The organism is Nocardioides sp. Bht2, from assembly GCF_047308515.1.
GTDB lineage: Bacteria > Actinomycetota > Actinomycetes > Propionibacteriales > Nocardioidaceae > Nocardioides.
On sequence record NZ_JBLBWI010000009.1, the window covers coordinates 1 to 21,585 of the forward strand.

Here is a 21,585-nt window from a genome sequence, read left to right on the forward strand (position 1 = left end):
GAGCCCATCCGCAGCGCAGAGCCCATCCGCAGCGCAGAGCCCATCCGCAGCGCAGAGCCCATCCGCAGCGCAGCCCCCGCCTGCTCCGTCCAGCCAAGGAGCGCCTCCCGCGCCCAGCGACGGCGCCACCATCGCCCGCGGCGCCCCCGGACGTCGGATCGCGGCGTCCGGCTGGCGGCTCACCTTCGACACCGGCGACTCCCTGCTGGTCGGCGGCCTGACCCTGGTCGGCCGGAGCCCTGAGGGGCGCCCCGGCGAACCGGTCCGGCATGCGATCGCCCTGCCCTCGCAGGACATGTCGCTGTCGAAGACCCACGCCCAGTTCCATCTGGCCGGTGACGGCGCCCTGGTCGTCACGGATCGCGGCTCGACCAACGGGTCGATCCTGATCCGCCAGGGCGTGTCGCGGGACCTCACCGCAGGTCGACCGTTCACCCTATTGCCGGGTGATCGGGTGCTGGTGGGGGATCGCACCGCGACCGTCGGCCACGAGAACCCATGACACGTCAGCTGAACAGAAGGAGGAGGCAGCAATGGCAGTGATCGAAGCCCGCGGCCTGGGGAAGAGCTACAAGGGCAAGGTGGCGGTCAACAGTCTCTCGTTCGACGTCCGCCCGGGGACGGTGACGGGGTTCCTCGGCCCGAACGGCTCGGGCAAGTCCACGACGATGCGGTTGATGCTCGGCCTGGACCGGGGCCAGGGCACCTGCACCTTCGACGGCCGTCCCTTCATCGAGTACCGCAACCCGATGCGCGAGGTGGGTGCGCTGCTGGAGGCGAAGCCCTTCCACCCCACCCGCACGGCCCGCAACCACCTGCGGATGCTGGCCTCCGCCAACGGCATCCCCGAAGGACGGGTCGATGAGGTGCTGGCGATCGTCGGCCTCGCGGACGTCGCCGGCAAGGCACCGAGCACCTTCTCCCTCGGTATGGGCCAGCGGCTCGGCCTCGCCGCCGCGCTGCTCGGAAACCCGCACACCCTGATCCTCGACGAACCGGCCAATGGTCTGGACCCGCAGGGCATCCGGTGGATGCGTGACCTGCTCAAGTCCCTCGCTGCCGAGGGCCGCTCGGTCTTCGTCTCCAGTCACCTGCTCTCCGAGATGGCGTTGATGGCCGACGAACTTGTGGTGATCGGCCGCGGTCGGATGATCGCCAACGGCCCGGTCTCGGAGTTCACCAGCCGCGCGGCCGGCAACCACGTCGTCGTCCGGACCCCGCAGGCGCACGACCTGGCGGCCCTGATCGGCCAACGGTTGGCCGGCCACGGTCGGGTCGCGGCGACCGAGCCGAGCGTGCTCCAGGTCGCGGGCCTGGACGCGAGCGCGATCGGCGACCTGGCGTTCGAGAACCAGATCCGGATCCACGAGCTCTCCACCCACACCGCGAGCCTTGAAGAGGCGTTCTTGGAGATCACCGGTGGTGCCGAGGAGTACCAGGCGCAGCGGCCGCCGACCGGCTTCGCGCCTCAGCAGCAGGCGGGCTGGGCCCAACAGGGCTACCAGCAGCCGCCTGGCTACCAGCAGGCCCCGCAGGGCTACCAACAGCAGGGCTACCAGCAGCAGGGCTACCAACAGCCCGGCCAGCAACCCGGCTACCCCCAACCCCCGGCAGGCGGCGCACCGCAGCAGCCCGGCAACAACGAGCAGTTCGGAGGCCAGGCGTGAACGCGGCGCTGAAGTACGAATGGGCCCGGCTCACCTCGCTGCGCTCGACCTGGTGGATCAGCGGCGGCGCCATCCTGATCTCGGTCGGCTTCACCTTCTTCGTGGCGATGTCGATCCAGCTCAGCACCCCCGGTGAGCTGGAGGGCAGCGCGGACGGCGACTACTCGCGGTTCATCCTCGACGCCGCGATGACCCAGTTCTCCAACGTCGACCCGAGCTTCTATCTGCTGGCCTACATCGTGGCGATCATGGGTGTCCTGGCCTGGGGACACGAGTATCGGCACGGGATGATCCGGGCCACGCTGACCGCGGTCCCCAACCGGAACGCGGTCTGGAGCGCCAAGCTGATCGTCGTCGGCGCCTGGGTGTCGGCGATCGTGGTGATCACCTGCCTGCTCTCGCTGCTGGTGACGCTGCTCTGGTTCGTCGGGCTCGATTTCGAGTTCGATCTGCCCTACCTGATGGGTGCGGTCTTCTCGCGGATCGTCTTCACCGTGTTGCTGACCTGGCTGGTGATGGGCGCGACGGTGCTGATCCGGCACCAGACCTTCTCGCTGGTGATGCTCTACCTGTGGCCACTCGGGATCGAGAACATGGTCCGCCTGCTGTTCAGCATCGTGGCGGCCATCAACGGGGACGAGGGCATCTATCAGGCGACCCGCTTCCTGCCGTTCAACGCGGGCGGCCGGATCATCCAGAACTGGAGCATCAGCTCCGGCGACCTGCAGCGCAACCTGGACCTCTTCGGTGATCCGTTGAGTGCCTGGGGCGGCTTCCTGGTCTTCGGTGGCTTCACCGCCGCCGTGCTGGTGGGCAGCCTGGTGGCCTTCAACAAGCGCGACGCTTGAAGGTCCTCAGCGGGTGATGACGACCGGCACTCGAACCCGGTTGTCGTGGGCGTCGCGCCACACGATCCACCCGTCGTCGGTTGCCGGAGCACGACCCGGCAACCGGCGGACGGTGATCGTGTATCGAGCCTGAGACCCTGCGCCGAGCTTCACCGCGACGGGGCGGACCTGCACCTGGTGTCCGGTGAATCCGGTGGTGCGGACCGACCAGTAGCGCGCCGACGAGCGAACGTTGGTGAGGGTGCGTGTGTAGCTCCGCACCCCACGCCTGCTCGCCACAGCCACGCTCGACTGGTTGATCGCGTCGGCCTCATCGAGGCCGGCCCGGTAACGGGGCGCGGCGACGTCGTGGACCAGGCCAGGTGCTACCGCCCGCTCCACGTTCAACAGCCCGGCGCCCTGTCGGGTGATGGCGCTGTTACGGATCGGATCGGCCGTCCCGACGAGGGCCGAGCGGACGGCTGCCTGGCTCCAGTCGGAATGCCGGGAACGGACCCGGGCAGCTGCTCCAGCGACTGCCGCCGTCGCCGCCGAGGTGCCGCTGATGACGTCCCAGCGGCCGCGTCGCGACGCCGACGAGGTGGCGGCCAGTACGCCGAGCCCCGGAGCCACCAGATCGGGCTTCACGTTCGCGGATCCGGTGGCGCCGGGTGCGGACCACTGGGCCACCCGGTTCGAGGTCGACGCCGGCAGCGTAGCGATGGTGGCGTGGGGACGACCGGTCGCCAACCGCGCGCGCAAGGCGCGGCCTTGGCCGGCGGAGATGCTCAAGGTGGGCAGGTTCGGCAGGTCGGCGGCGAGCTCGTCCCCGCGGGCGTTGATCAGCACCATCGCCGCGCCACCGGCGAGCCGGACCGTGTTGGCCTTGGTCAACCGGGCCACAGTGCCACGTTCACAGACCACGATCCGGCCGTTCGCCTTGCCGGCGTCGAGGGAACCCGGCGCGCACAGGCGCGCCTGGCGACGGGAGACACCGACTCCGGCGATCTCGGCCGCGGCGACGACGCGCCGCCGTTCCTTGACGCCCCGGGTGGTGAGCAGGCCGGCGATCCGGGTGCCGTCGGCGAGCCGGAGCTCGCCACGGGGGTAGCCACGGGTGGAGGCACCGACCGTGGTCACCCAGGGCTCGGCGTAGCCGGCGGTCGCGCTGTTGTTACCAGCGGCGCCGATCACGACGATGTCGCTCTCGGCCGCCCCGAGCAGGGCCAGATCCACGACGTCCCGCGCCGGGCTGGAGGTGATCGCGAGGGCCAGGACGTCGACCCGATCGCTGACGGCGGCGTCGATGGCAGAGACGATGTCGGCGCTGGCGCAGCCGTCCTGATCCGGATCCGGAGCCTGCCAGCACGCCTTGTAGCTGGCTACCCGCGCATCGGGCGCAACGCCACTGAAACGAGTGTTGCTGCGTCGCCCGGCGCCGGTCGCGGTCGTCAGATTGCCGGCGGCCAACGAGGCGACCATGGTGCCGTGCCCCTGGTCGTCGCGGGCCGAGACGGCAGCGCCGGCGCGTAGGTTCTCAGCACCGAACGCCTGGACGAAGTACCGGGCCCCGGCGATCTTGTCGTCGCAGGTGGCGGCGGTCCACACCTGGGTGCAGGTGCCGCGGAAGCGGGCCGGCTCCGGCCCGAGCCGCGCGTTGCTGACGAAGGCCGGACTGCTGGCGTCGATGCCGGTGTCGATCAGTCCGATCACCGTGCCTCGCCCACCGCGGCCCGTGCCCGGAGCAGTGCCCGGGGTGGCTCCGCCGAGCTCCGGGGCGGCAGCGGCCACCGTGTGCAGTTCGTTCGCCTCGACCAGGGCGACGTCGGAGCGGGCCCCGGCGGCTCGGGCCTGGGTGGCGTTGAGTCGCACGCTCATCCCGGAGAGGGCCGTGGTCCACCGGCTCTCGGGGGCCGACGCACCCAGCGCGGTGAGTAGGGCGTCCTGTTCCTGTTCGACCTGGGCGCGGTAGTCGCCCTCGTTCAGCGAGCCGCGGTAGCCAGCGGTGCCGGGGGAGGCCATCGCGACCAGGTAGAGCTCTTCGCCGGCGATGGCGCGGGCACTGGGGGTGGCGGTGGCCGTCGAGGGAACGGCGTTGAACGCCGTCAGGGCAGCCAGCATCGACGCGCCAGCCAGTGCAGCGTCACGCAGTTGCCTTCTCACTTCTTTCCCCGCTCGTTCTCCCACCCCGAAGCAACCATGGTGACATCGACCACTGACCTGGTTCAATCCGTGCCGCTGTAGCCTGTGCATTCGCGCGCCGCCGAGCGGCCGATCGGGAACGAAGAAGAGGACGACGACGGTGCCTGCTGGCAAGGTGAAGTGGTACGACGCTGAGAAGGGTTTCGGCTTCCTGTCCCAGGACGACGGCCCGGACGTCTACGTGCGCGCTGAGGCTCTGCCGGAAGGGCTGAAGGCGCTCAAGCCGGGCACCCGCGTGGAGTTCGGGATCGCCCAGGGGCGCAAGGGCGACCAAGCGCTGCAGGTCAAGGTCGTCGAGGGTCGCGGCTCGGTCGCGCGGAGTCAGTCGCGTGCCCAGCGCAAGGCGCCTGAAGAGATGGTCACCATCGTTGAGGACCTGATCCGACTCCTCGACGGCGTCGGCGAGACCTACCGGCGTGGTCGCCACCCGGAGCCGCGGACCGCGGCGCCGACCGCCAAGTTGCTCCGGGCGCTGGCCGACGAACTCGAGCGCTGAGCCACCTGCTCAGTTGGACGGGTAGTCCATCCGGATCGTCTGGTCCGCGGCGTTGGCCGGGGGCCGAGCGAACCGGGAACGGACCCTGCCGCCGAGCAGGTAGATGCTCCAGGCGCTCAACACCGCGAAGGCGACGCTGAGACCCAGCCGCGGGTTGAGCGGCATCGCCACACCGACGAAGCCGCCGACCACCCAGGCGAACTGGAGCAGGGTGTCGGACTTGCCGAACGCGCTGGTCTGCACCCGTTCGTGGACGTGGGTCTGGATCGTCGAGTCCAGCGACAGTTTGCCGAGTGACTGGCACATGCCGGCGCAGAGGCCGAGCGCGAGCAACGGGATCAGGCCGTAGAAGAGGGCCGCCACCAGCACCATCGCGGCGTCCAGGAGGAGCACGACCACCACGGTCACCGCCGGGGTGATCCGCTTCAGGATCGAGGCCAGCGCGACACCGAGGGTGTTGCCGACGCCGGCCGCCCCGATCACCAGGCCGAGAAGCACCTCGGGTCTGTCCTCCCAACCCGTGATCGGGTGCTCGCGCAGGAGGAACGCCATGAACATGGTGAGGAAGCCGACCAGGAACTTGGGCCCGCAGTTGGCACGAAGCGCGAAGGCGACCTGCGGTGGGATGCCGGCCACGATCCGGCTCGGGTTGGGGTTCTCCCGCGCGGACGGCCCGGGCATGAGTTCGAGACGGACCTCGCCGGCCGAGGCGTCGACCTTGGCTGGGAGCAGCACGGCCAGGATGGTGGCACCGACGAAGACCACGAAGCCGTAGCGCAGCACCCATTCGGGGCCGAGCAGGGAGAAGAGGCCGGCGATCGGGGCCGAGACGGTGGCGCCGACCACGCCGGACAACGAGATCCGTGCGTTCGCCTTGACCAGGGTGAACCCCTCCGGCACCAGGCGCGGTGCAGCGGCGGCCTTGGTGATCCCGTAGGCCTTGGAGGAGACCAGGACACCCAGCGCAGCGGGGAACATCAGGTTGGACTCGGTCAGGACGGCAGCGGCGAGGATCCAGCAGAGGAAGGCCCGAATCGCCATGGTGGCGCCGATCGCCCACCGCCGACCATGGCTGAACCGGTCGAGGAACGGGCCGATCAGCGGGGCGACGATCGCGAACGGAAGCATGGTCAGGCCGAGGAAGAGCGCCACCTGGCCACGGGCCTCGCTGGTGGCGCCGGCGAAGAAGAGGGTGTTGGCCAGGGCGATCGCGACCGCGGTGTCACCGGCGGTGTTGATCGCATGGACCTCGATCAGCCGGGAGAGACCGGAGGCGCCTGCACCCTGAGCGTGGGACGCCTTGCGGGCCGCGCGGACCGTTGCTTTGGAGGCTTTCGCGGTGCCCCGCGCGACGGCACGAGCGCCGACCCCGGTGGCCTTGGCGAACCGTGCCGCGTTCTCGCCCGCGGTCCGCGACGGGTGCTCGTCGTTCGGCCAGGACTGTCCGAAGGAGTCGGTTCCCGGCTCCGGTTCGGAGCTCTCAGGATGCTGGCCACTCATGGGTTCATCCTGCCTGTCCCTGCCGTGGAATCGGCACCTGCCACCCCCGCATCACCGTTCTCTGCTCCACCCGGCAAGACAATACGTGGCTCGATGGGACACAATCACGCTGTGATCGCGACAACCCGTACCAAGGTCGACGCCGCCCTCGTTGCTGCCGTCGACATGGCCCGTGCTGCGCTGGTGGCTGACGTCGACCCGACTTCGGTCGGTGCTCACCTCGGCTACGAGCCGGAGGGTGACCGGGTCGGCTCCCACCTCTTCGCCTGCGAGGCCAAGGGCTACCAGGGCTGGCGCTGGTCGGTGACGATCACCCGGGCGCCACGGCAGAAGCCCACGGTCGCCGAAGTGGTGCTGATCCCCGGCGTCGAGTCGATCGTCGCTCCGCAGTGGGTGCCGTACCGCGAGCGGCTGCGCCCGGGCGACCTCTCGCCGGGCGACCTGCTCCCCGTCGACGAAGATGACCCGCGCCTGGTGCCGACCTACTCGTTCGGCGACGACCCGCTCGACCCCGACGCCAAGGCCCAGATCCGTCAGGTGGCCGGCGACCTCGGCCTCGGGCGGGTGCGCACGCTGTCCCCCGAGGGGATCGAGTCGGCGGCTCAGCGTTGGTACGACGGCGAGCCCGGTCCCGAGGCTCCGCTGGCGCAGGCGGCGCCCGCCAACTGCTACTCCTGTGGCTTCCTGCTCCGGATCTCCGGGTCGTTGAGCGAGACGTTCGGCGTCTGTGCCAACGGCGATGCCAACGACGACGGTCGAGTGGTGGCGTTCGGCCACGGCTGTGGCGCGCACTCCGAGGTCAAGCTCAGCAAGAAGCAGCAGCCGCTGCCGCCTCCGGAGCCGGTCGTCGACACCCTGCACGACGACCTGGAACTGATCTAGGCCGACTGCGCTCCACGGGCGCGGCGCCGACGGCAGTACTCCAGGCCGAAGAGGCCGAGTCCGAAGCCGGCCAGGCAGGTCCAGAGCCACCAGAGCCGGCCGTCGTCGCTGAGGCTGCCGTAGAACGGGAGCAAGGCGACGAAGGCGACCAGCCAGAGCGCGGTGCCGACCTCGAGGGTCCGCACGCCGTTCACGTCCAACGGCTCGACGTCGGCGACCAGGTAGGTCCGTCTGCCGATCTCGTGGCGGGTCGGCTGCTGCTCAGGCTCCACGGGACCAATCTAATCCAGCCCTGTGGCGGGGCGGCCCGGCTGGGGGTGGATTGCCTGCAACCGGAAGGTTCTGACAAGGTGTCTGTCTCGTGAGCACAACCACCAAGTCCCAGACGCCCTCCGGGCTGGACTCCTTCTTCAAGATTTCCGAGCGAGGCTCGACCGTCGGCCGCGAACTCCGCGGTGGATTGGTCACCTTCTTGACGATGGCTTACATCATCGTCCTGAACCCGATCATCCTCAGCGGCGCGCCCGACAAGGACGGCAACTTCCTGGCCGGCGGCGATACCGCTGTCATCGCCGCATGCACCGCGCTCGTCGCCGGCGTCCTGTGCATCGTGATGGGCCTGGTGGCGAACTTCCCGCTGGCGTTGGCCGCGGGGCTGGGGCTCAACGCCTTCGTCACCTACTCGATCGCCAGCCAGATGACCTGGGCCGACGCCATGGGTCTGGTGGTCATCGAGGGCTTGGTGATCCTGGTATTGGTGCTGACCGGCTTCCGGGAGGCTGTCTTCAGTGCTGTGCCGGCCCAATTGAAGGTCGCGATCTCGGTCGGTATCGGCCTGTTCATCACGCTGATCGGCCTCGTCGACGCCGGGTTCGTCCGCAAGGGCGCCGGGACGCCGCTCGAACTGGGCGTGGGTGGACAGTTGCAGGGCTGGCCGGTCCTGGTCTTCGTGCTGGGTCTGGTCCTGCTGATCGCGCTCTACAGCCGTGGTGTTCGTGGCGCGATCCTGATCTCGATCCTGGTCGCCACGGTGGTCGCCATCATCGTCGAGAAGCTTGCTGAGGTCGGCCCGTCGGTCACCGGCGTGGACGGCGACGGCAACCTGATCACCAACCCCACCGGCTGGAACCTCAACGTCCCGGCCTGGCCGGACAAGATCGTCGACAAGCCGGACTTCGGTCTGCTCGGAGAGTTCAGCCTGCTCGGCTCGTGGGAGAACGTCGGCGTCGTCACCGTCTTCCTGCTGATCTTCACCCTGCTGCTCACCGACTTCTTCGACACCATGGGCACGATGACCGCGGTCGGTGCCGAGGCAGGGCTCCTGGACGAGAACGGCAACCCGCCGCGTACCAAGCAGATCCTGATCGTCGACTCCGTGGCCGCCGTCGCCGGTGGCGCCGCGTCGGTCTCCTCCAACACCTCTTACATCGAGTCGACCTCGGGTGTCGCGGACGGCGCTCGCACCGGTCTGGCTGCCATCTCCACGGGTGTGCTGTTCCTGCTCGCGACCTTCCTGGCCCCGATCGTCACGATCATTCCGAACGAGGCGGCCGTGCCGGCTCTGGTTCTGGTCGGCTTCTTGATGATGCAGCAGGTCAAGGGCATCGACTGGGACGACCTGGAGATCGCCATCCCGGCCTTCCTCACGATCGTGCTGATGCCCTTCACCTACTCGATCTCCGCCGGTATCGGTGCAGGCTTCCTGGCCTACGTGTTGATCAAGGTGATGCGCGGCAAGCTGGCCGAGATCCACGCGTTGATGTGGGTGATCGCGGCGATGTTCGTCGTCTACTTCGCGATCAGCCCGCTGACCTCCTGGTTGACCTGATCGTCGGTTGCTGACAGCCCGGACCCCGTTGGGGGTCCGGGCTGTTCTGCATTTTCTGGGCGATTGACTACAGACCCGCAATTAAGTGTATAAACTCAATCGTGTTACCAATCAATGACGAGGGGGAGCAGTGGCTCGACCGAGCAGTCGTGTGCTCGCGGTCCAGGCGGTGTCGCTCCTGGTGTTCGTCGTGGCCTGGTACCTGGTGACCACAGCGGACCTGATCCGTCCGCTCTACCTGCCGTCGCCGCGGGCCGTCTGGGATGCGTTCGTCCAGGCGAACAGTTCGCACCCGATCGCACCGGGGTCGGACCGGATGGTGCGCGGCGAGCAGAACTACTACCTGTGGGAGCACCTGCTTGCCAGCCTCCAGCGGATCGGGATCGGGGTCGGTGCTGCGATCGTGATCGGGGTCCCGCTCGGCCTGGTGATGGGCAGCTTCACCTGGGTGGGGATCGTGCTGGAGCCGTATCTCAACTTCCTGCGTTCACTGCCGCCGCTCGCCTACATCGGCCTGCTGATCGTCTGGTTCGGGATCGGTGACGAGTCGAAGATCTGGGTCCTCTTCCTCGCTGCTTTCCCGCCGATCGCGATGTCCGCCATCGGCGGTGTTCGCGGCGTGCGCGAAGACCAACTCAACGCGGCCCGCTCGCTGGGTGCATCGCGTCGTCAGGTGCTGACTGCCGTGGTCGGGCCCGCCACGCTGCCGGAGATCCTGACCGGGGTCCGGGTCGCGATCGGTTTCGCCTGGACCACGGTGGTCGCCGCCGAGATCGCGAACGGGATCCCCGGCATCGGCGGCCTCGCCTACCTGGCGGGTCAGCAGCTCAATACCGCTCTCGTCCTCGCCTGCATCCTCGTCATCGGGTGCGCGGCGATCGTCCTCGATCTCGGGATCAAGTCCCTCGAAAAGGTCCTCGTCCCCTGGCGGGGCAAGGCATAACGCGCATGGCGCATGAAGGAGTACTCGCGTTGAAGATCAACCCGTTCGCCCCCGACGCTCGTCGCCGCCGGCTCGCGCCCGTGGCGTTGGCGGCCGCGCTGCTACCACTCGCTCTGGCCGGGTGCGTGGACAGCGACCGCGAAGCCAGTGCGGCAGTGGAGTCGGACTGCCCCTGGGCCCCTGATGAGTCGATCACCGGAGAGGTCCGGATCGCCTGGCAGACGATCCCCAACGCTGATGTCGTGGTCAAGGATCTCGGGCTGTTGGAGGCGTGCGCGCCGAAGGCCACCATCAAGTGGGTACAGGCCGCCTCAGGTGGCGACGTGCTGAAGTACTACGGCAGCGGTGAGGTCGACCTCGGGCTGATGGGCTCGGCGCCGGCGACCAAGTCGGCGTCCGAGCCGCTGGTCGACGACATCGACATCAAGGTGATCTGGATCCATGACGTGATCGGCGACGCGGAGTCGCTGGTCGTCCGTGACCCGGGGATCGCCGACGTCACAGGTCTTGCGGGCAAGAAGGTCGCCGTGCCGTTCAGCAGTACCGCCCACTACTCACTTCTTCAGGCACTGGCCGAGGAGGGGTTGCAGGCAGGCAAGGACGTCGAGGTGATCAACCTCGCCCCCGAGCAGATGCCGGCTGCCTGGCAGGGCGATGAGATCGATGCGGCGTGGGTCTGGGAGCCGGCACAGAGCCAGTTGATCGCGGATGGCGGCACCCGGATCCTCTCCAGCGCCGACACGGCTGAACTGGGTCGTCCGACCTTCGATGTCGGTACGATCTCGACCGCGTTCGCCGCCGCCAACCCGGCCTTCGTCGACCTGTGGGCGAGGGTCCAGGACCACGCGGTGAAGCTGATCGGTACCGACCCGGATGCCGCGGCGGAGTCGATTGCGGTCGCACTCGGGGTCACTCCGGATGAGGCCAAGGCGCAGTCGTCGGGCCTGCTCTTCCTGGACGCCGCCACTCAGGCGGGCGCCGACTACCTGGGTGGGAAGCTCGGTGAGGATCTGTTCGTGACGGCCGGCTTCCTCGGTGAGCTGGGCGAGATCGATGCTGTGGCCCCCAAGGTTGACTACGCCGCCCACGTCGATGCGGGGCCCGCTCAGCGAGCAGACCGGTGACGGCCTCCTCGGATGCTGCGCGGCAGGTCGACTTCCGTGACGTCGGGCAGCACTTCACGGTAGGCGGGGCCCGGGTCGATGCGCTCAGCGGAGTGGACCTGAGCGTTCGTCCGGGGGAGTTCGTCACCATCGCCGGTCCATCGGGGTGCGGCAAGACGACGCTGCTCCGCCTGCTGGCCGGTTTCCAGAGCCCGAGCTCGGGGGAGGTGCTGGTGGGAGGCCGGCCGGTCACCGCCCCCGGCCCGGACCGGGGTGTGGTCTTTCAGGCGCCGAACCTGTTTCCCTGGCTGACGGTCCGCGGCAACGTGGAGTTGGGTCCCCGGTTGCGCGGGGTGGACCGGGGTCGGCGTCGCGCTGAGGCGACTCGCTACCTGGACCTCGTGGGTCTGGCCGACTTCGCCGACCATCGTCCTTACGAGTTGTCGGGCGGAATGCAGCAGCGGTGTCAGATCGCCCGGGTGCTGGTGAACTCGCCGTCGATCGTGTTGATGGACGAGCCGTTCGGGGCGCTCGACGCACTGACCCGCGAGCGGCTCCAGGGTGAGTTGCTGGAGATCTGGCGCGCCACCGGTCAGACAATTCTTTTCATCACCCACAGTGTCGATGAGGCTGTCTATCTGGGTTCGCGGGTACTGGTGATGAGCCCGCGCCCGGGCCGGATCGTGCTGGACGAGCCGGCGGTCTTCGGTGACGGGGCGGGTGCTCGGGTCCCGGTCGAGGAGATCCGTTCGTTGCCCGCGTTCGCGGAGTTGGTGGACAGGGTGCGGGCGGCGATCACAGAGACACCGGTAGCTGCCTGAGTCGCGGCCGGTCCGGATGCCGTCGCGAATTCCGGGCCGGCCACGCTTTGCGGGAATAGTTAGTTTAGGTAATGAGTTATGCTAACGATATGCCGACTTTGGAGAAGGTTGCCCGGACCAACGCAGGGCTCGCCGCCGAGCTGCGGGTCTCCGTGATGCGTCTGCGCCGCCGCCTGGTCTCCGAACGCCATCCGAACAACGAGCTCAGCCTGAGCACGATGTCGGCCCTCGGCATGCTCTACCGACGTGGTGAGCTCGGCCTGACCGAGCTCGCCCAGATCGAACGGGTGCAGCCGCCGTCGATGACCCGAACCGTGAAGTGGCTGGCCCAGGAGGGGCTCGTCACCCGTCGTCCGCATGACACCGACCGGCGCCAGATCCTGGTCTCGCTGACCGACAAAGGGCGCGACGTCGTCCGCGCCGACCGGGCCAGTCGCGACGCCTGGCTGTCGCGCCGCCTGGCCGATCTCACCGCCGAGGAACGCGCCGTACTGCGCCAGGCGGCTCCGCTCATCGAACGTCTAGCTCAAGGAGACTGACCCGACCCGTTGAGTCCCACCTTCCGCTCCTTCGCCAACCCGAACTACCGCAAGTACGCCGTCGGCAGCCTGATCTCCAACATCGGTACCTGGATGCAGCGCATCGCCCAGGACTGGTTGATCCTCGTGCTCACCGGCTCCGGAACCGCGCTGGGCATCACCACCGGCCTGCAGTTCCTGCCGGTCCTGCTGCTCTCGCCCTATGCCGGGGTGCTCGCCGACCGGATCTCCAAGCGCCGGTTGCTGCAGATGACGCAGGCGGCGATGGGGCTGGCGTCGCTGGCCCTCGGGTTGGTCGCGGTCCTCGGGGTGGCCGAGCCGTGGCACGTCTACCTGATCGCGCTCCTGTTCGGCGTCGGCTCCGCGTTCGACGCGCCGGCTCGCCAGGCGTTCGTCTCCGAGATGGTCGACGGTCCCGACATCGGCAATGCGGTGAGCCTGAACTCCGCGGTCTTCAACTCCGCGCGGATCCTCGGCCCCGGTCTGGCCGGCCTGCTGATCGGAGCGCTCGGTGGGGGAGCGGAGGCGACCGGCTGGGTGATCCTGATCAACGCGGTCTCCTATGTGGCGGTGATCGGCCAGCTCCAGCGGATGGACACCGCGGCCCTGCATTCGCCGGCCGCCCAGCCGCGGGAACCGGGCATGCTGCGGGCCGGCGTCCGGTATGTCCGGAGTCAGCCGCGGATGGTGATGCTGCTGATCATCGTCTTCTTCACCGGCACCTTCGGGATGAACTTCCAGATCACCTCGGCGTTGATGGCGACCGAGGTCTACGGCCTGGGCGCCGGCGAGTTCGGCCTGATCGGCTCGATCATGGCGATCGGGTCACTGGTCGGCTCGCTGCTGGCCGCGCGGCGCACCCGGATCGGACTCCGGCTGGTGGTGATCGCCGGGTTGGGCTTCGGGACGGCGAACGTGGTCGCGGCCCTGCTTCCGGCGTACTGGATGTTCGTGATCTTCGTGCCGACCATCGGTTTCTGCACGATCACCCTGCTGAATTCGGCCAACACGCTGCTCCAACTCGAGTCCGATCCGGTCTTCCGGGGCCGGGTGATGGCGCTCTACATGACCATCGTGATGGGCGGGACCCCGATCGGTTCTCCGCTGATCGGATGGATCGGGGAGGCGGTCGGCCCACGGTGGACCCTGATCGCCGGAGGGGTGCTCACCGTGCTCGGCGTGGTTATCGGTGTCGTTGTTCATCAACGGATGGCGCGTCGACTTGACCCGGCCTCAGTTCCCGTTTTGACCCTCCCATTTCGAGCGAGTACCGTTGGTTCCCGTGTCTGGGCCAGCCAGACCATTGCGCGTGCGCGAAAAGGGGCCACCCGGTCGCTCTAGCTACGACACACCCGACCGCGGGTCGCAGTGCTCTGGCTGAATGCACCTCCCGCACGCGCAGTTTCATCGTTCACGACAGATTGTCGTGTCCTGAGGTCAGAAAAGAAGGGGAACCACACAGGTGCCCACTATTAATCAGTTGGTCCGTAAGGGCCGCCAGGACAAGGTGTCTAAGAGCAAGACGCCTGCCCTGAAGGGTTCGCCCCAGCGTCGCGGTGTTTGCACCCGCGTCTACACCACGACCCCGAAGAAGCCGAACTCCGCTCTGCGCAAGGTCGCCCGTGTGCGCCTGTCCAGTGGCGTCGAGGTCACCGCTTACATCCCGGGTGTCGGTCACAACCTGCAGGAGCACTCGATCGTGCTCGTGCGCGGCGGCCGTGTGAAGGACCTTCCCGGTGTCCGCTACAAGATCATCCGCGGCACCCTCGACACCCAGGGTGTCAAGAACCGCAAGCAGGCTCGCAGCCGCTACGGCGCGAAGAAGGAGAAGAGCTGATGCCACGTAAGGGTCCCGCTCCTAAGCGTCCGATCGACGTCGACCCCGTTTACGGGTCCCCGCTGGTCTCCCAGCTGGTGAGCAAGGTTCTGCTCGACGGTAAGAAGCAGGTTGCACAGCGCATCGTCTACACCGCGCTCGAGGGTTGCCGCGAGAAGACCGGCACCGACCCGGTCGTCACGCTCAAGCGTGCGCTCGACAACGTGAAGCCGGCCATCGAGGTCAAGTCCCGCCGCGTCGGTGGTGCGACCTACCAGGTCCCGATCGAGGTCAAGCCCGGTCGTTCCACCACCCTGTCGCTGCGCTGGCTCGTCGGCTTCGCCAAGGCCCGTCGTGAGAAGACGATGGCCGAGCGTCTGATGAACGAGATCCTGGACGCCAGCAACGGTCTGGGTGCCGCCGTGAAGAAGCGTGAAGACACGCACAAGATGGCCGAGTCGAACAAGGCCTTCGCTCACTACCGCTGGTGACCTGGGCTACCAAGCCCGGATTCATCTCCGAAACTTCCCGAAGGGACGACACCTAAGTGGCTGTCGACATCACCACGGACCTCAAGACCGTCCGCAACATCGGCATCATGGCGCACATCGATGCTGGTAAGACCACCACCACCGAGCGCATCCTCTTCTACACCGGTATCAACTACAAGATCGGCGACACCCACGAGGGTTCGGCGACCATGGACTGGATGGAGCAGGAGCAGGAGCGTGGTATCACGATCACCTCTGCTGCTACCACCTGCTGGTGGAAGCAGCACCAGATCAACATCATCGACACCCCGGGCCACGTGGACTTCACGGTCGAGGTCGAGCGCTCGCTGCGCGTCCTCGACGGCGCCGTCGCCGTCTTCGACGGTGTGGCAGGCGTTGAGCCCCAGTCGATGACGGTCTGGCGCCAGGCGAACAAGTACCAGGTTCCCCGGATGTGCTTCGTCAACAAGCTCGACCGCACCGGCGCGGACTTCTACCGCGTCGTGGGCACCATCGTCTCGAAGCTGAACGCGACCCCGCTCATCCTCCAGCTGCCGATCGGCGCCGAGGCTGACTTCGAGGGCGTCGTCGACCTGGTCGAGATGAACGCCAAGGTGTGGCGTGGCGAGACCAAGACCGGCGAGGACTACGTCGTCGAGGAGATCCCCGCGGAGCTGGCCGACAAGGCTGCCGAGTACCGCGAGAAGCTCGTCGAGACCCTCGCCGAGGGCGACGACGAGACGATGGAGGTCTACCTGGAGGACGGTGACGTCTTCGACGTGCCGACCCTCAAGGCCGCCATCCGTCGCGCCACCCTGGCCGGCAACCTCAACCCGATCCTGTGCGGCACCGCGTTCAAGAACAAGGGCGTTCAGCCCCTGCTCGACGCCGTTGTCGACTACCTCCCGTCGCCGATGGACATCGACTCCATCGTGGGCCACAAGCCCAACGACGAAGAGGTCGAGATCACCCGTCAGCCGTCCGACGACGAGCCGCTCAGCGCCCTCGCGTTCAAGATCGCTACCGACCCGCACCTGGGCAAGCTGATCTACGTCCGCGTGTACTCGGGCAAGCTCGAGGCCGGCGGCACCGTGCTCAACGCGTCCAACGGTCGCAAGGAGCGCATCGGCAAGGTCTACCAGATGCACGCCAACAAGCGTGAAGAGATCGCTTCGGTCGGCGCTGGCCAGATCGTGGCTGTGATGGGTCTGAAGGACACCAAGACCGGTCACACGCTGGCTGACCCGCAGAACCCCGTCGTTCTCGAGTCGATGACCTTCCCGGCCCCGGTGATCGAGGTCGCCATCGAGCCGAAGACGAAGTCTGACCAGGAGAAGCTCGGCGTCGCGATTCAGCGCCTCTCCGAGGAAGACCCGACCTTCGTCGTCAAGACCGACGAAGAGACCGGTCAGACCATCATCGCCGGTATGGGCGAGCTCCACCTGGAGATCCTCGTCGACCGGATGAAGCGCGAGTTCCGCGTCGAGGCCACCGTCGGCAAGCCGCAGGTCGCCTACCGCGAGACCCTGCGCCAGAAGGTCTCCAACCACAGCTACACCCACAAGAAGCAGACCGGTGGTTCGGGTCAGTTCGCCAAGGTTGTTGTCAGCCTCGAGCCGAACATCGACCCCGAGACCGGTCTGGGTGCAGGCTACGAGTTCGTCAGCAACGTCACCGGTGGTCGCGTCCCGCGCGAGTACATCCCGTCGGTTGACCAGGGTGGCCAGGCGGCCCTCGAGTTCGGTGTTCTCGCCGGCTACCCGATGGTTGACGTGAAGTTCAGCCTCGAGGACGGCGCGTACCACGACGTCGACTCCTCCGAGCTGGCCTTCAAGATCGCCGGACAGCAGGCCTTCAAGGAAGCTGCCCGGATGGCCAAGCCGGTCCTGCTGGAGCCGATGTTCGCCGTTGAGGTCACCACCCCCGAGGACTTCCTCGGTACCGTGATCGGCGACATCAACTCCCGCCGTGGCCAGATCCGCGCGCAGGAGGAGAACCACGGCGACCTGGTCGTCTCGGCCCTCGTGCCGCTTTCTGAAATGTTCGGGTACGTTGGCGACCTGAGGTCCAAGACCTCTGGTCAGGCGTCGTACTCGATGGAGTTTGACTCGTACGCCGAGGTTCCCACGAACGTCGCCGACGAGATCATCAAGAAGGCCCGCGGCGAGTAGTCGTCTGACTACTCCCGAGGACCCTCGGCGCACCACCAGTTCCACCCCATACGAGTCAAGAAACACACAACCCAGGAGGAGCCCCAGTGGCTAAGGCGAAGTTCGAGCGGACCAAGCCGCACGTCAACATCGGCACGATTGGTCACATCGACCACGGCAAGACGACGCTGACCGCGGCGATCTCGAAGGTGCTGCACGACACCTACCCGGACCTGAACCCGCAGTTCGCGTTCGAGGACATCGACAAGGCTCCCGAGGAGCGCCAGCGCGGTATCACGATCTCGATCGCTCACATTGAGTACCAGACCGAGGCTCGCCACTACGCGCACGTCGACTGCCCGGGTCACGCTGACTACATCAAGAACATGATCACCGGTGCCGCGCAGATGGACGGCGCGATCCTGGTGGTTGCCGCAACCGACGGCCCGATGCCGCAGACCCGCGAGCACGTGCTGCTGGCCCGCCAGGTTGGCGTGCCCTACATGGTCGTGGCGCTCAACAAGTGCGACATGGTCGACGACGAGGAGCTCATCGAGCTCGTCGAGATGGAGGTGCGCGAGCTCCTCAGCGAGTACGACTTCCCGGGCGACGACGTCCCGGTTGTCCGGATCGCCGCTTACCCGGCGCTCCAGGGCGAGGAGAAGTGGGCCGAGTCGATCCGCGAGCTGATGGCCGCTGTCGACGAGTACATCCCGCAGCCGGAGCGTGACCTCGACAAGCCGTTCATGATGCCCGTTGAGGACGTCTTCACGATCACCGGTCGTGGAACCGTTATCACCGGTCGTATCGAGCGCGGCATCGTCCGGGTGAACGAGGAAGTCGAGATCGTCGGCATCCGCGACACCTCGGCCAAGACCACCGTCACCGGTGTCGAGATGTTCCGCAAGCTGCTCGACGAGGGTCAGGCTGGCGAGAACGTCGGTCTGCTGCTTCGTGGCACCAAGCGCGAGGACGTCGAGCGCGGCCAGGTCGTCTGCAAGCCGGGCTCGATCACCCCGCACACCAACTTCGAGGCTTCGGTCTACATCCTCTCGAAGGAAGAAGGCGGCCGTCACACGCCGTTCTTCAACAACTACCGCCCGCAGTTCTACTTCCGTACCACGGACGTTACGGGCGTTGTGACCCTTCCCGAGGGCACCGAGATGGTTATGCCGGGCGACAACACCGAAATGAACATCGAGCTGATTCAGCCGATCGCCATGGAGGAAGGCCTGAAGTTCAACATCCGCGAGGGTGGCCGCACCGTCGGCGCCGGCCGGGTCACCAAGATCAACAAGTGACCTAGCTGTAGCTAGTCAGCAGCCCCGGACCGCAAGGTCCGGGGCTGCTGTGCATTTCGGCCTGGTCACCCGCGGGCGGGAAAGGGTGCTCGTTCTGATGACGTCTCGGGAGCGGTGGGCCTAGTCCTGGTCCTGAAGTGGCTCGCAGGTCTTCTCGAAGTAGTCGCCGATCTCGTTCATCCGGGCGACCTTGGCCTGGTCCCAGTTGCTCGTCGCGGCAGCGAACTCGGTCGGCTCCTTCGCGCGGACCAGCGCGAGTACCTGTTCGTAGTCGCCGCGCAACTCCTTCGGGAAGCTCTCCGGTACGCCGAGGTCGGCCAGGTCTTCGGCAACCTGCTGTGCTTCGCTCCACTGCTCCGCCGTCGGCGCGTTGGCATCCAGACTGGTCTCGAACCGTTCGATCAGAGCGCAGAACTCGGACTCGCTCACGCCGCCTGCGTCGCTGTCTCCCTTGTCGTCACCGCAGCCGCTGAGCAGGACGGCGCCTAGGGCTACCAGGACGGTGCCCTGGGCAGCGCGTCGGTGGAGCCGCGATCGGCGGCCGGGTGGGGTGCGTATCGTTGTCATAGGGTCACCGTGCCCGGCCTCGGGGTCCGGGAAACCTGCCGCGTAGGGTGACGGGGTGAGCACGCCCCAACTCTCTGCCGCAGCCGTCGAAGCCGCAGCGCAGGTGCTGGCCCCGATCGTTCTACGTACCCCCTTGGAGTTCAGCCCGCGGCTGAGCGATGCCACCGGTGCGCAGGTCTACCTGAAGCGGGAGAACCGGCAGATCGCGCGCTCGTACAAGGTCCGTGGCGCGTACCACTTCATCAGCGGGTTGACCGACGCCGAGCGCGGGCGTGGCGTCGTCTGCGCCTCGGCCGGCAACCACGGACAGGGGGTCGCCTGGAGCTCCGCCCGGCTCGGTCTGCGGGGTCGGGTCTATGTCCCCGGGAACACCCCGCGCCAGAAGCGCCAGCGGATCCTGGCCCTGGGGGAGGGCGCGGTCGAACTGGTGGTCGCGGGCAGCTCCTACGACGAGGCCGGTGCCGCGGCGCGGGCCGACGCCGACGCCTCCGGCGCGATCTTCGTTCATCCCTTCGACGACCCCCGGACCATCGCCGGGCAGGGCAGCGTCGCTGTGGAGTTGGCTGAGCAGAGCCCGGCACCGTTGCACACCGTGCTGGTCCCCATCGGCGGCGGTGGCCTGATCGCGGGGATGGCTCTGTGGCTCAAGGAGCGCCACCCCGAGGTCCGGATCGTCGGCGTCGAGCCGGCCGGCGCAGCCAGCATGACGGCTGCCCTCGCGGCAGGTGAGCCGACCCGGCTCAGCAAGATCGACACCTTCGTGGACGGCGCCGCCGTCGGCCTGGTCGGCTCGGTCACCTTCCCGGTGGTCAGGGACCTGGTCGACGAGGTCGTGACCGTGCCCGAAGGGGCGGTCTGCACCGAGATGCTCGAGCTCTACCAGGTGGAAGGCATCATCGCTGAGCCGGCTGGCGCCCTGGCCAGCACCGCGGCACGTCAGATCGCCGACAGCCTCCCCGCGGGATCTACGGTGGCGTGTGTGGTCTCGGGCGGCAACAACGACGTCAGCCGGTACAACGAGATCGTTGAGCGCTCGCTTCTCCACGAGGGGCTCCGGCACTACTTCCTGGTCACTTTCCCCCAGGAGCCAGGAGCGTTGCGGCACTTCCTCGACGACGTGCTGAGCGATGGCGAGGACATCGTCGTCTTCGAGTACGTGAAGAAGAACAACCGGGAGACCGGGCCGGCCCTGGTCGGCATCGAGTTGGACACCGCCGCGGGTCTCGCCCCGTTGCTGGCGCGGATGGCGGCCAGCCCGCTTCAGATCGACCAGGTGCCGCCGGGCTCACCGCTCTTCGGCTTCCTGATCTGAGCCCAGGGCGCCTGCTCCGCGCGATTCGGCCCCGCGCCTTGGGCCCCGTAGGATTTGGCAACGTGTCGAAGCCAGTACGCCCCGCCCGTCCGCACCACAAGTTCACCGACGACGGACGGCCGATGCGCGAGGTGCTCTCGTACTCACGGCGCGGCAGTAGGTTCACCCCGCGCCAGGCGGAGGCCTGGGACGCGTATGCCGACGCCTGGGTGATCCCTGATGAGGACGTCGACCAGCCCGGTTTCGAGCTCGACACCTGGTTCGGCCGGAGCGCGCCGCTGATCGTCGAGATCGGGCCCGGCGTCGGTGAGGCCACGGCCGCCCTGGCCGCCACCCGCCCGGAGTTCAACATCCTGGCCCTGGAGGTATGGCGTCCCGGCGTCGCCGACGGCCTGGGTCGGGTCGCGGCTGCCGGCGCGGAGAACGTCCGCTTCTGCTCGGTCGACGCCGCCTGGTTCCTGGAGCACGTGATCGCTCCGGGTTCGTTGCGCGAGCTATGGACCTTCTTCCCCGACCCGTGGCACAAGAAGAAGCACAACAAGCGCCGGTTGCTGAACGCCGAGTTCGTCCGGATCGGCGCCCAGCGCCTGGCGGTCGGCGGCAGCTGGCGGCTCGCCACCGACTGGGCCGACTACGCCGAGCAGATGATCGAGGTACTGGGGGCTGAACCGGCGCTCTCCGGGGGGGTGGTTCCCCGCTGGGAGGAGCGTCCGGTCACGAAGTTCGAACGGAAGGGCCTGGCGGTCGGCCGCGAGATCACCGACCTGGTGTATAGCCGGATCTGAGCCGATTTGGTTCAGGCGGGGATCTCTGCCAAGATAGCCAGGTTGCTTCGGCGGGTAGCCGAGGGTGCGACACATAACTTGACCATTGAATCGCGTCTCCTGAAGGTGCCTTTGTGGTCTGCGTGTGCCCGCACTGGAGGAGACCCGATCGCCTGATGAACCTGTCAGGCGCCCACCAACACGCATGATCCGCAAGGCCCGGCGCTCCGCGTTGTCGAAATACTGGCGACACGCCCGACCGCGGGGGTCGGCCGAGAGGCCCGGAGAATGTGGGTGGGGAAGCTGCGGGCGGCTCAACTTCACCCGGAGTTGGTCGAGACATGAAGGCACGCGGTGCCCGGCAACGCCGAGCACG

General features: G+C 67.7%; 21 protein-coding genes. 17 read left to right on the forward strand and 4 right to left on the reverse strand.

Going from position 1 to position 21,585, the window contains the following annotated elements; genetic code table 11:
- From ACLM5J_RS12535 to ACLM5J_RS12545, 3 genes are all read left to right on the forward strand, one after another.
- On the forward strand, window positions 1-502 hold a 502-nt coding region (locus ACLM5J_RS12535; protein ID WP_413656751.1), incomplete at its 5' end, for an FHA domain-containing protein.
- A 31-nt stretch (window positions 503-533) separates the two neighbouring features.
- Window positions 534-1,667 carry an ATP-binding cassette domain-containing protein gene (locus ACLM5J_RS12540; protein WP_413656752.1) on the forward strand — a complete coding sequence of 378 codons (1,134 nt, stop codon included), beginning with the start codon at window positions 534-536 and terminating at the stop codon, window positions 1,665-1,667.
- Complete coding sequence (locus tag ACLM5J_RS12545) at window positions 1,664-2,515, forward strand: ABC transporter permease subunit (RefSeq protein WP_413656753.1); 852 nt, start codon at window positions 1,664-1,666, stop codon at window positions 2,513-2,515. The genes ACLM5J_RS12540 and ACLM5J_RS12545 overlap by 4 nt, the downstream gene beginning before the upstream one ends.
- Before the next feature lie 6 nt (window positions 2,516-2,521).
- Here ACLM5J_RS12545 and ACLM5J_RS12550 read toward each other — a convergent pair whose 3' ends face one another.
- Window positions 2,522-4,657 (reverse strand): S8 family serine peptidase, encoded by a 2,136-nt coding sequence (locus tag ACLM5J_RS12550; RefSeq protein ID WP_413656754.1) that lies wholly within the window; start codon window positions 4,655-4,657, stop codon window positions 2,522-2,524.
- Window positions 4,658-4,796: 139 nt separating this feature from the next.
- On the opposite strand from ACLM5J_RS12550, the gene ACLM5J_RS12555 reads away from it, so the two are divergent.
- Window positions 4,797-5,192, forward strand: coding sequence for a cold-shock protein (locus ACLM5J_RS12555; RefSeq protein WP_413656755.1), 396 nt, complete (start codon window positions 4,797-4,799; stop codon window positions 5,190-5,192).
- Window positions 5,193-5,201: 9 nt separating this feature from the next.
- Here ACLM5J_RS12555 and ACLM5J_RS12560 read toward each other — a convergent pair whose 3' ends face one another.
- A complete protein-coding gene (locus ACLM5J_RS12560) occupies window positions 5,202-6,692 on the reverse strand; it encodes an MFS transporter (protein WP_413656756.1) in 1,491 nt (496 codons plus the stop codon).
- Window positions 6,693-6,803: 111 nt separating this feature from the next.
- Between ACLM5J_RS12560 and ACLM5J_RS12565 the strand changes: the two genes are divergently transcribed.
- Window positions 6,804-7,574 (forward strand): DUF3027 domain-containing protein, encoded by a 771-nt coding sequence (locus tag ACLM5J_RS12565; protein WP_413656757.1) that lies wholly within the window; start codon window positions 6,804-6,806, stop codon window positions 7,572-7,574.
- Here ACLM5J_RS12565 and ACLM5J_RS12570 read toward each other — a convergent pair.
- Complete coding sequence (locus tag ACLM5J_RS12570; RefSeq protein ID WP_413656758.1) at window positions 7,571-7,846, reverse strand: DUF2530 domain-containing protein; 276 nt, start codon at window positions 7,844-7,846, stop codon at window positions 7,571-7,573. The genes ACLM5J_RS12565 and ACLM5J_RS12570 overlap by 4 nt on opposite strands.
- An 89-nt stretch (window positions 7,847-7,935) precedes the next feature.
- Between ACLM5J_RS12570 and ACLM5J_RS12575 the strand changes: the two genes are divergently transcribed.
- The 10 genes from ACLM5J_RS12575 to tuf all read left to right on the forward strand — a co-directional run bounded on the left by ACLM5J_RS12575 (window position 7,936) and on the right by tuf (window position 18,566).
- Window positions 7,936-9,402, forward strand: a complete 1,467-nt coding sequence (locus ACLM5J_RS12575) for an NCS2 family permease (RefSeq protein WP_413656759.1) — start codon at window positions 7,936-7,938, stop codon at window positions 9,400-9,402.
- A 169-nt stretch (window positions 9,403-9,571) separates the two neighbouring features.
- Window positions 9,572-10,345, forward strand: a complete 774-nt coding sequence (locus ACLM5J_RS12580; RefSeq protein WP_413656760.1) for an ABC transporter permease — start codon at window positions 9,572-9,574, stop codon at window positions 10,343-10,345.
- Window positions 10,346-10,350: 5 nt separating this feature from the next.
- The gene (locus ACLM5J_RS12585) at window positions 10,351-11,469 is read left to right on the forward strand and encodes an ABC transporter substrate-binding protein (protein WP_413656761.1); all 1,119 of its coding nucleotides are present in this window, start codon (window positions 10,351-10,353) and stop codon (window positions 11,467-11,469) included.
- Entirely contained in the window at window positions 11,466-12,269 is an 804-nt protein-coding gene (locus ACLM5J_RS12590; protein WP_413656762.1) for an ABC transporter ATP-binding protein, read from the forward strand. Before ACLM5J_RS12585 ends, ACLM5J_RS12590 begins: the two co-directional genes overlap by 4 nt.
- 89 nt (window positions 12,270-12,358) lie before the next feature.
- On the forward strand, window positions 12,359-12,808 hold the full coding sequence (locus tag ACLM5J_RS12595; RefSeq protein WP_413656763.1) for a MarR family winged helix-turn-helix transcriptional regulator: 450 nt from the start codon (window positions 12,359-12,361) through the stop codon (window positions 12,806-12,808).
- 9 nt (window positions 12,809-12,817) lie between these two features.
- Window positions 12,818-14,149: an MFS transporter gene (locus ACLM5J_RS12600; RefSeq protein WP_413656764.1), complete on the forward strand. Its 1,332-nt coding sequence runs from the start codon at window positions 12,818-12,820 to the stop codon at window positions 14,147-14,149.
- Between the two features lie 121 nt (window positions 14,150-14,270).
- Window positions 14,271-14,645, forward strand: coding sequence for a 30S ribosomal protein S12 (rpsL, locus tag ACLM5J_RS12605; protein ID WP_028644777.1), 375 nt, complete (start codon window positions 14,271-14,273; stop codon window positions 14,643-14,645).
- The gene (rpsG, locus tag ACLM5J_RS12610) at window positions 14,645-15,115 is read left to right on the forward strand and encodes a 30S ribosomal protein S7 (protein WP_413656765.1); all 471 of its coding nucleotides are present in this window, start codon (window positions 14,645-14,647) and stop codon (window positions 15,113-15,115) included. The genes rpsL and rpsG overlap by 1 nt, the downstream gene beginning before the upstream one ends.
- A 56-nt stretch (window positions 15,116-15,171) precedes the next feature.
- Window positions 15,172-17,286, forward strand: coding sequence for an elongation factor G (gene fusA / locus ACLM5J_RS12615; protein WP_413656766.1), 2,115 nt, complete (start codon window positions 15,172-15,174; stop codon window positions 17,284-17,286).
- A gap of 86 nt (window positions 17,287-17,372) precedes the next feature.
- Window positions 17,373-18,566, forward strand: a complete 1,194-nt coding sequence (gene tuf / locus ACLM5J_RS12620) for an elongation factor Tu (RefSeq protein ID WP_413656767.1) — start codon at window positions 17,373-17,375, stop codon at window positions 18,564-18,566.
- 120 nt (window positions 18,567-18,686) lie between these two features.
- Here tuf and ACLM5J_RS12625 read toward each other — a convergent pair whose 3' ends face one another.
- Complete coding sequence (locus tag ACLM5J_RS12625) at window positions 18,687-19,133, reverse strand: hypothetical protein (RefSeq protein ID WP_413656768.1); 447 nt, start codon at window positions 19,131-19,133, stop codon at window positions 18,687-18,689.
- Between the two features lie 55 nt (window positions 19,134-19,188).
- Here ACLM5J_RS12625 and ilvA point away from each other — a divergent pair, with 55 nt between their 5' ends.
- Window positions 19,189-20,445 carry a threonine ammonia-lyase IlvA gene (gene ilvA, locus ACLM5J_RS12630; protein ID WP_413656769.1) on the forward strand — a complete coding sequence of 419 codons (1,257 nt, stop codon included), beginning with the start codon at window positions 19,189-19,191 and terminating at the stop codon, window positions 20,443-20,445.
- Window positions 20,446-20,507: 62 nt separating this feature from the next.
- Window positions 20,508-21,230, forward strand: a complete 723-nt coding sequence (gene trmB / locus ACLM5J_RS12635) for a tRNA (guanosine(46)-N7)-methyltransferase TrmB (protein WP_413656770.1) — start codon at window positions 20,508-20,510, stop codon at window positions 21,228-21,230.
- The last annotated feature ends 355 nt before the right edge of the window (window positions 21,231-21,585 follow it).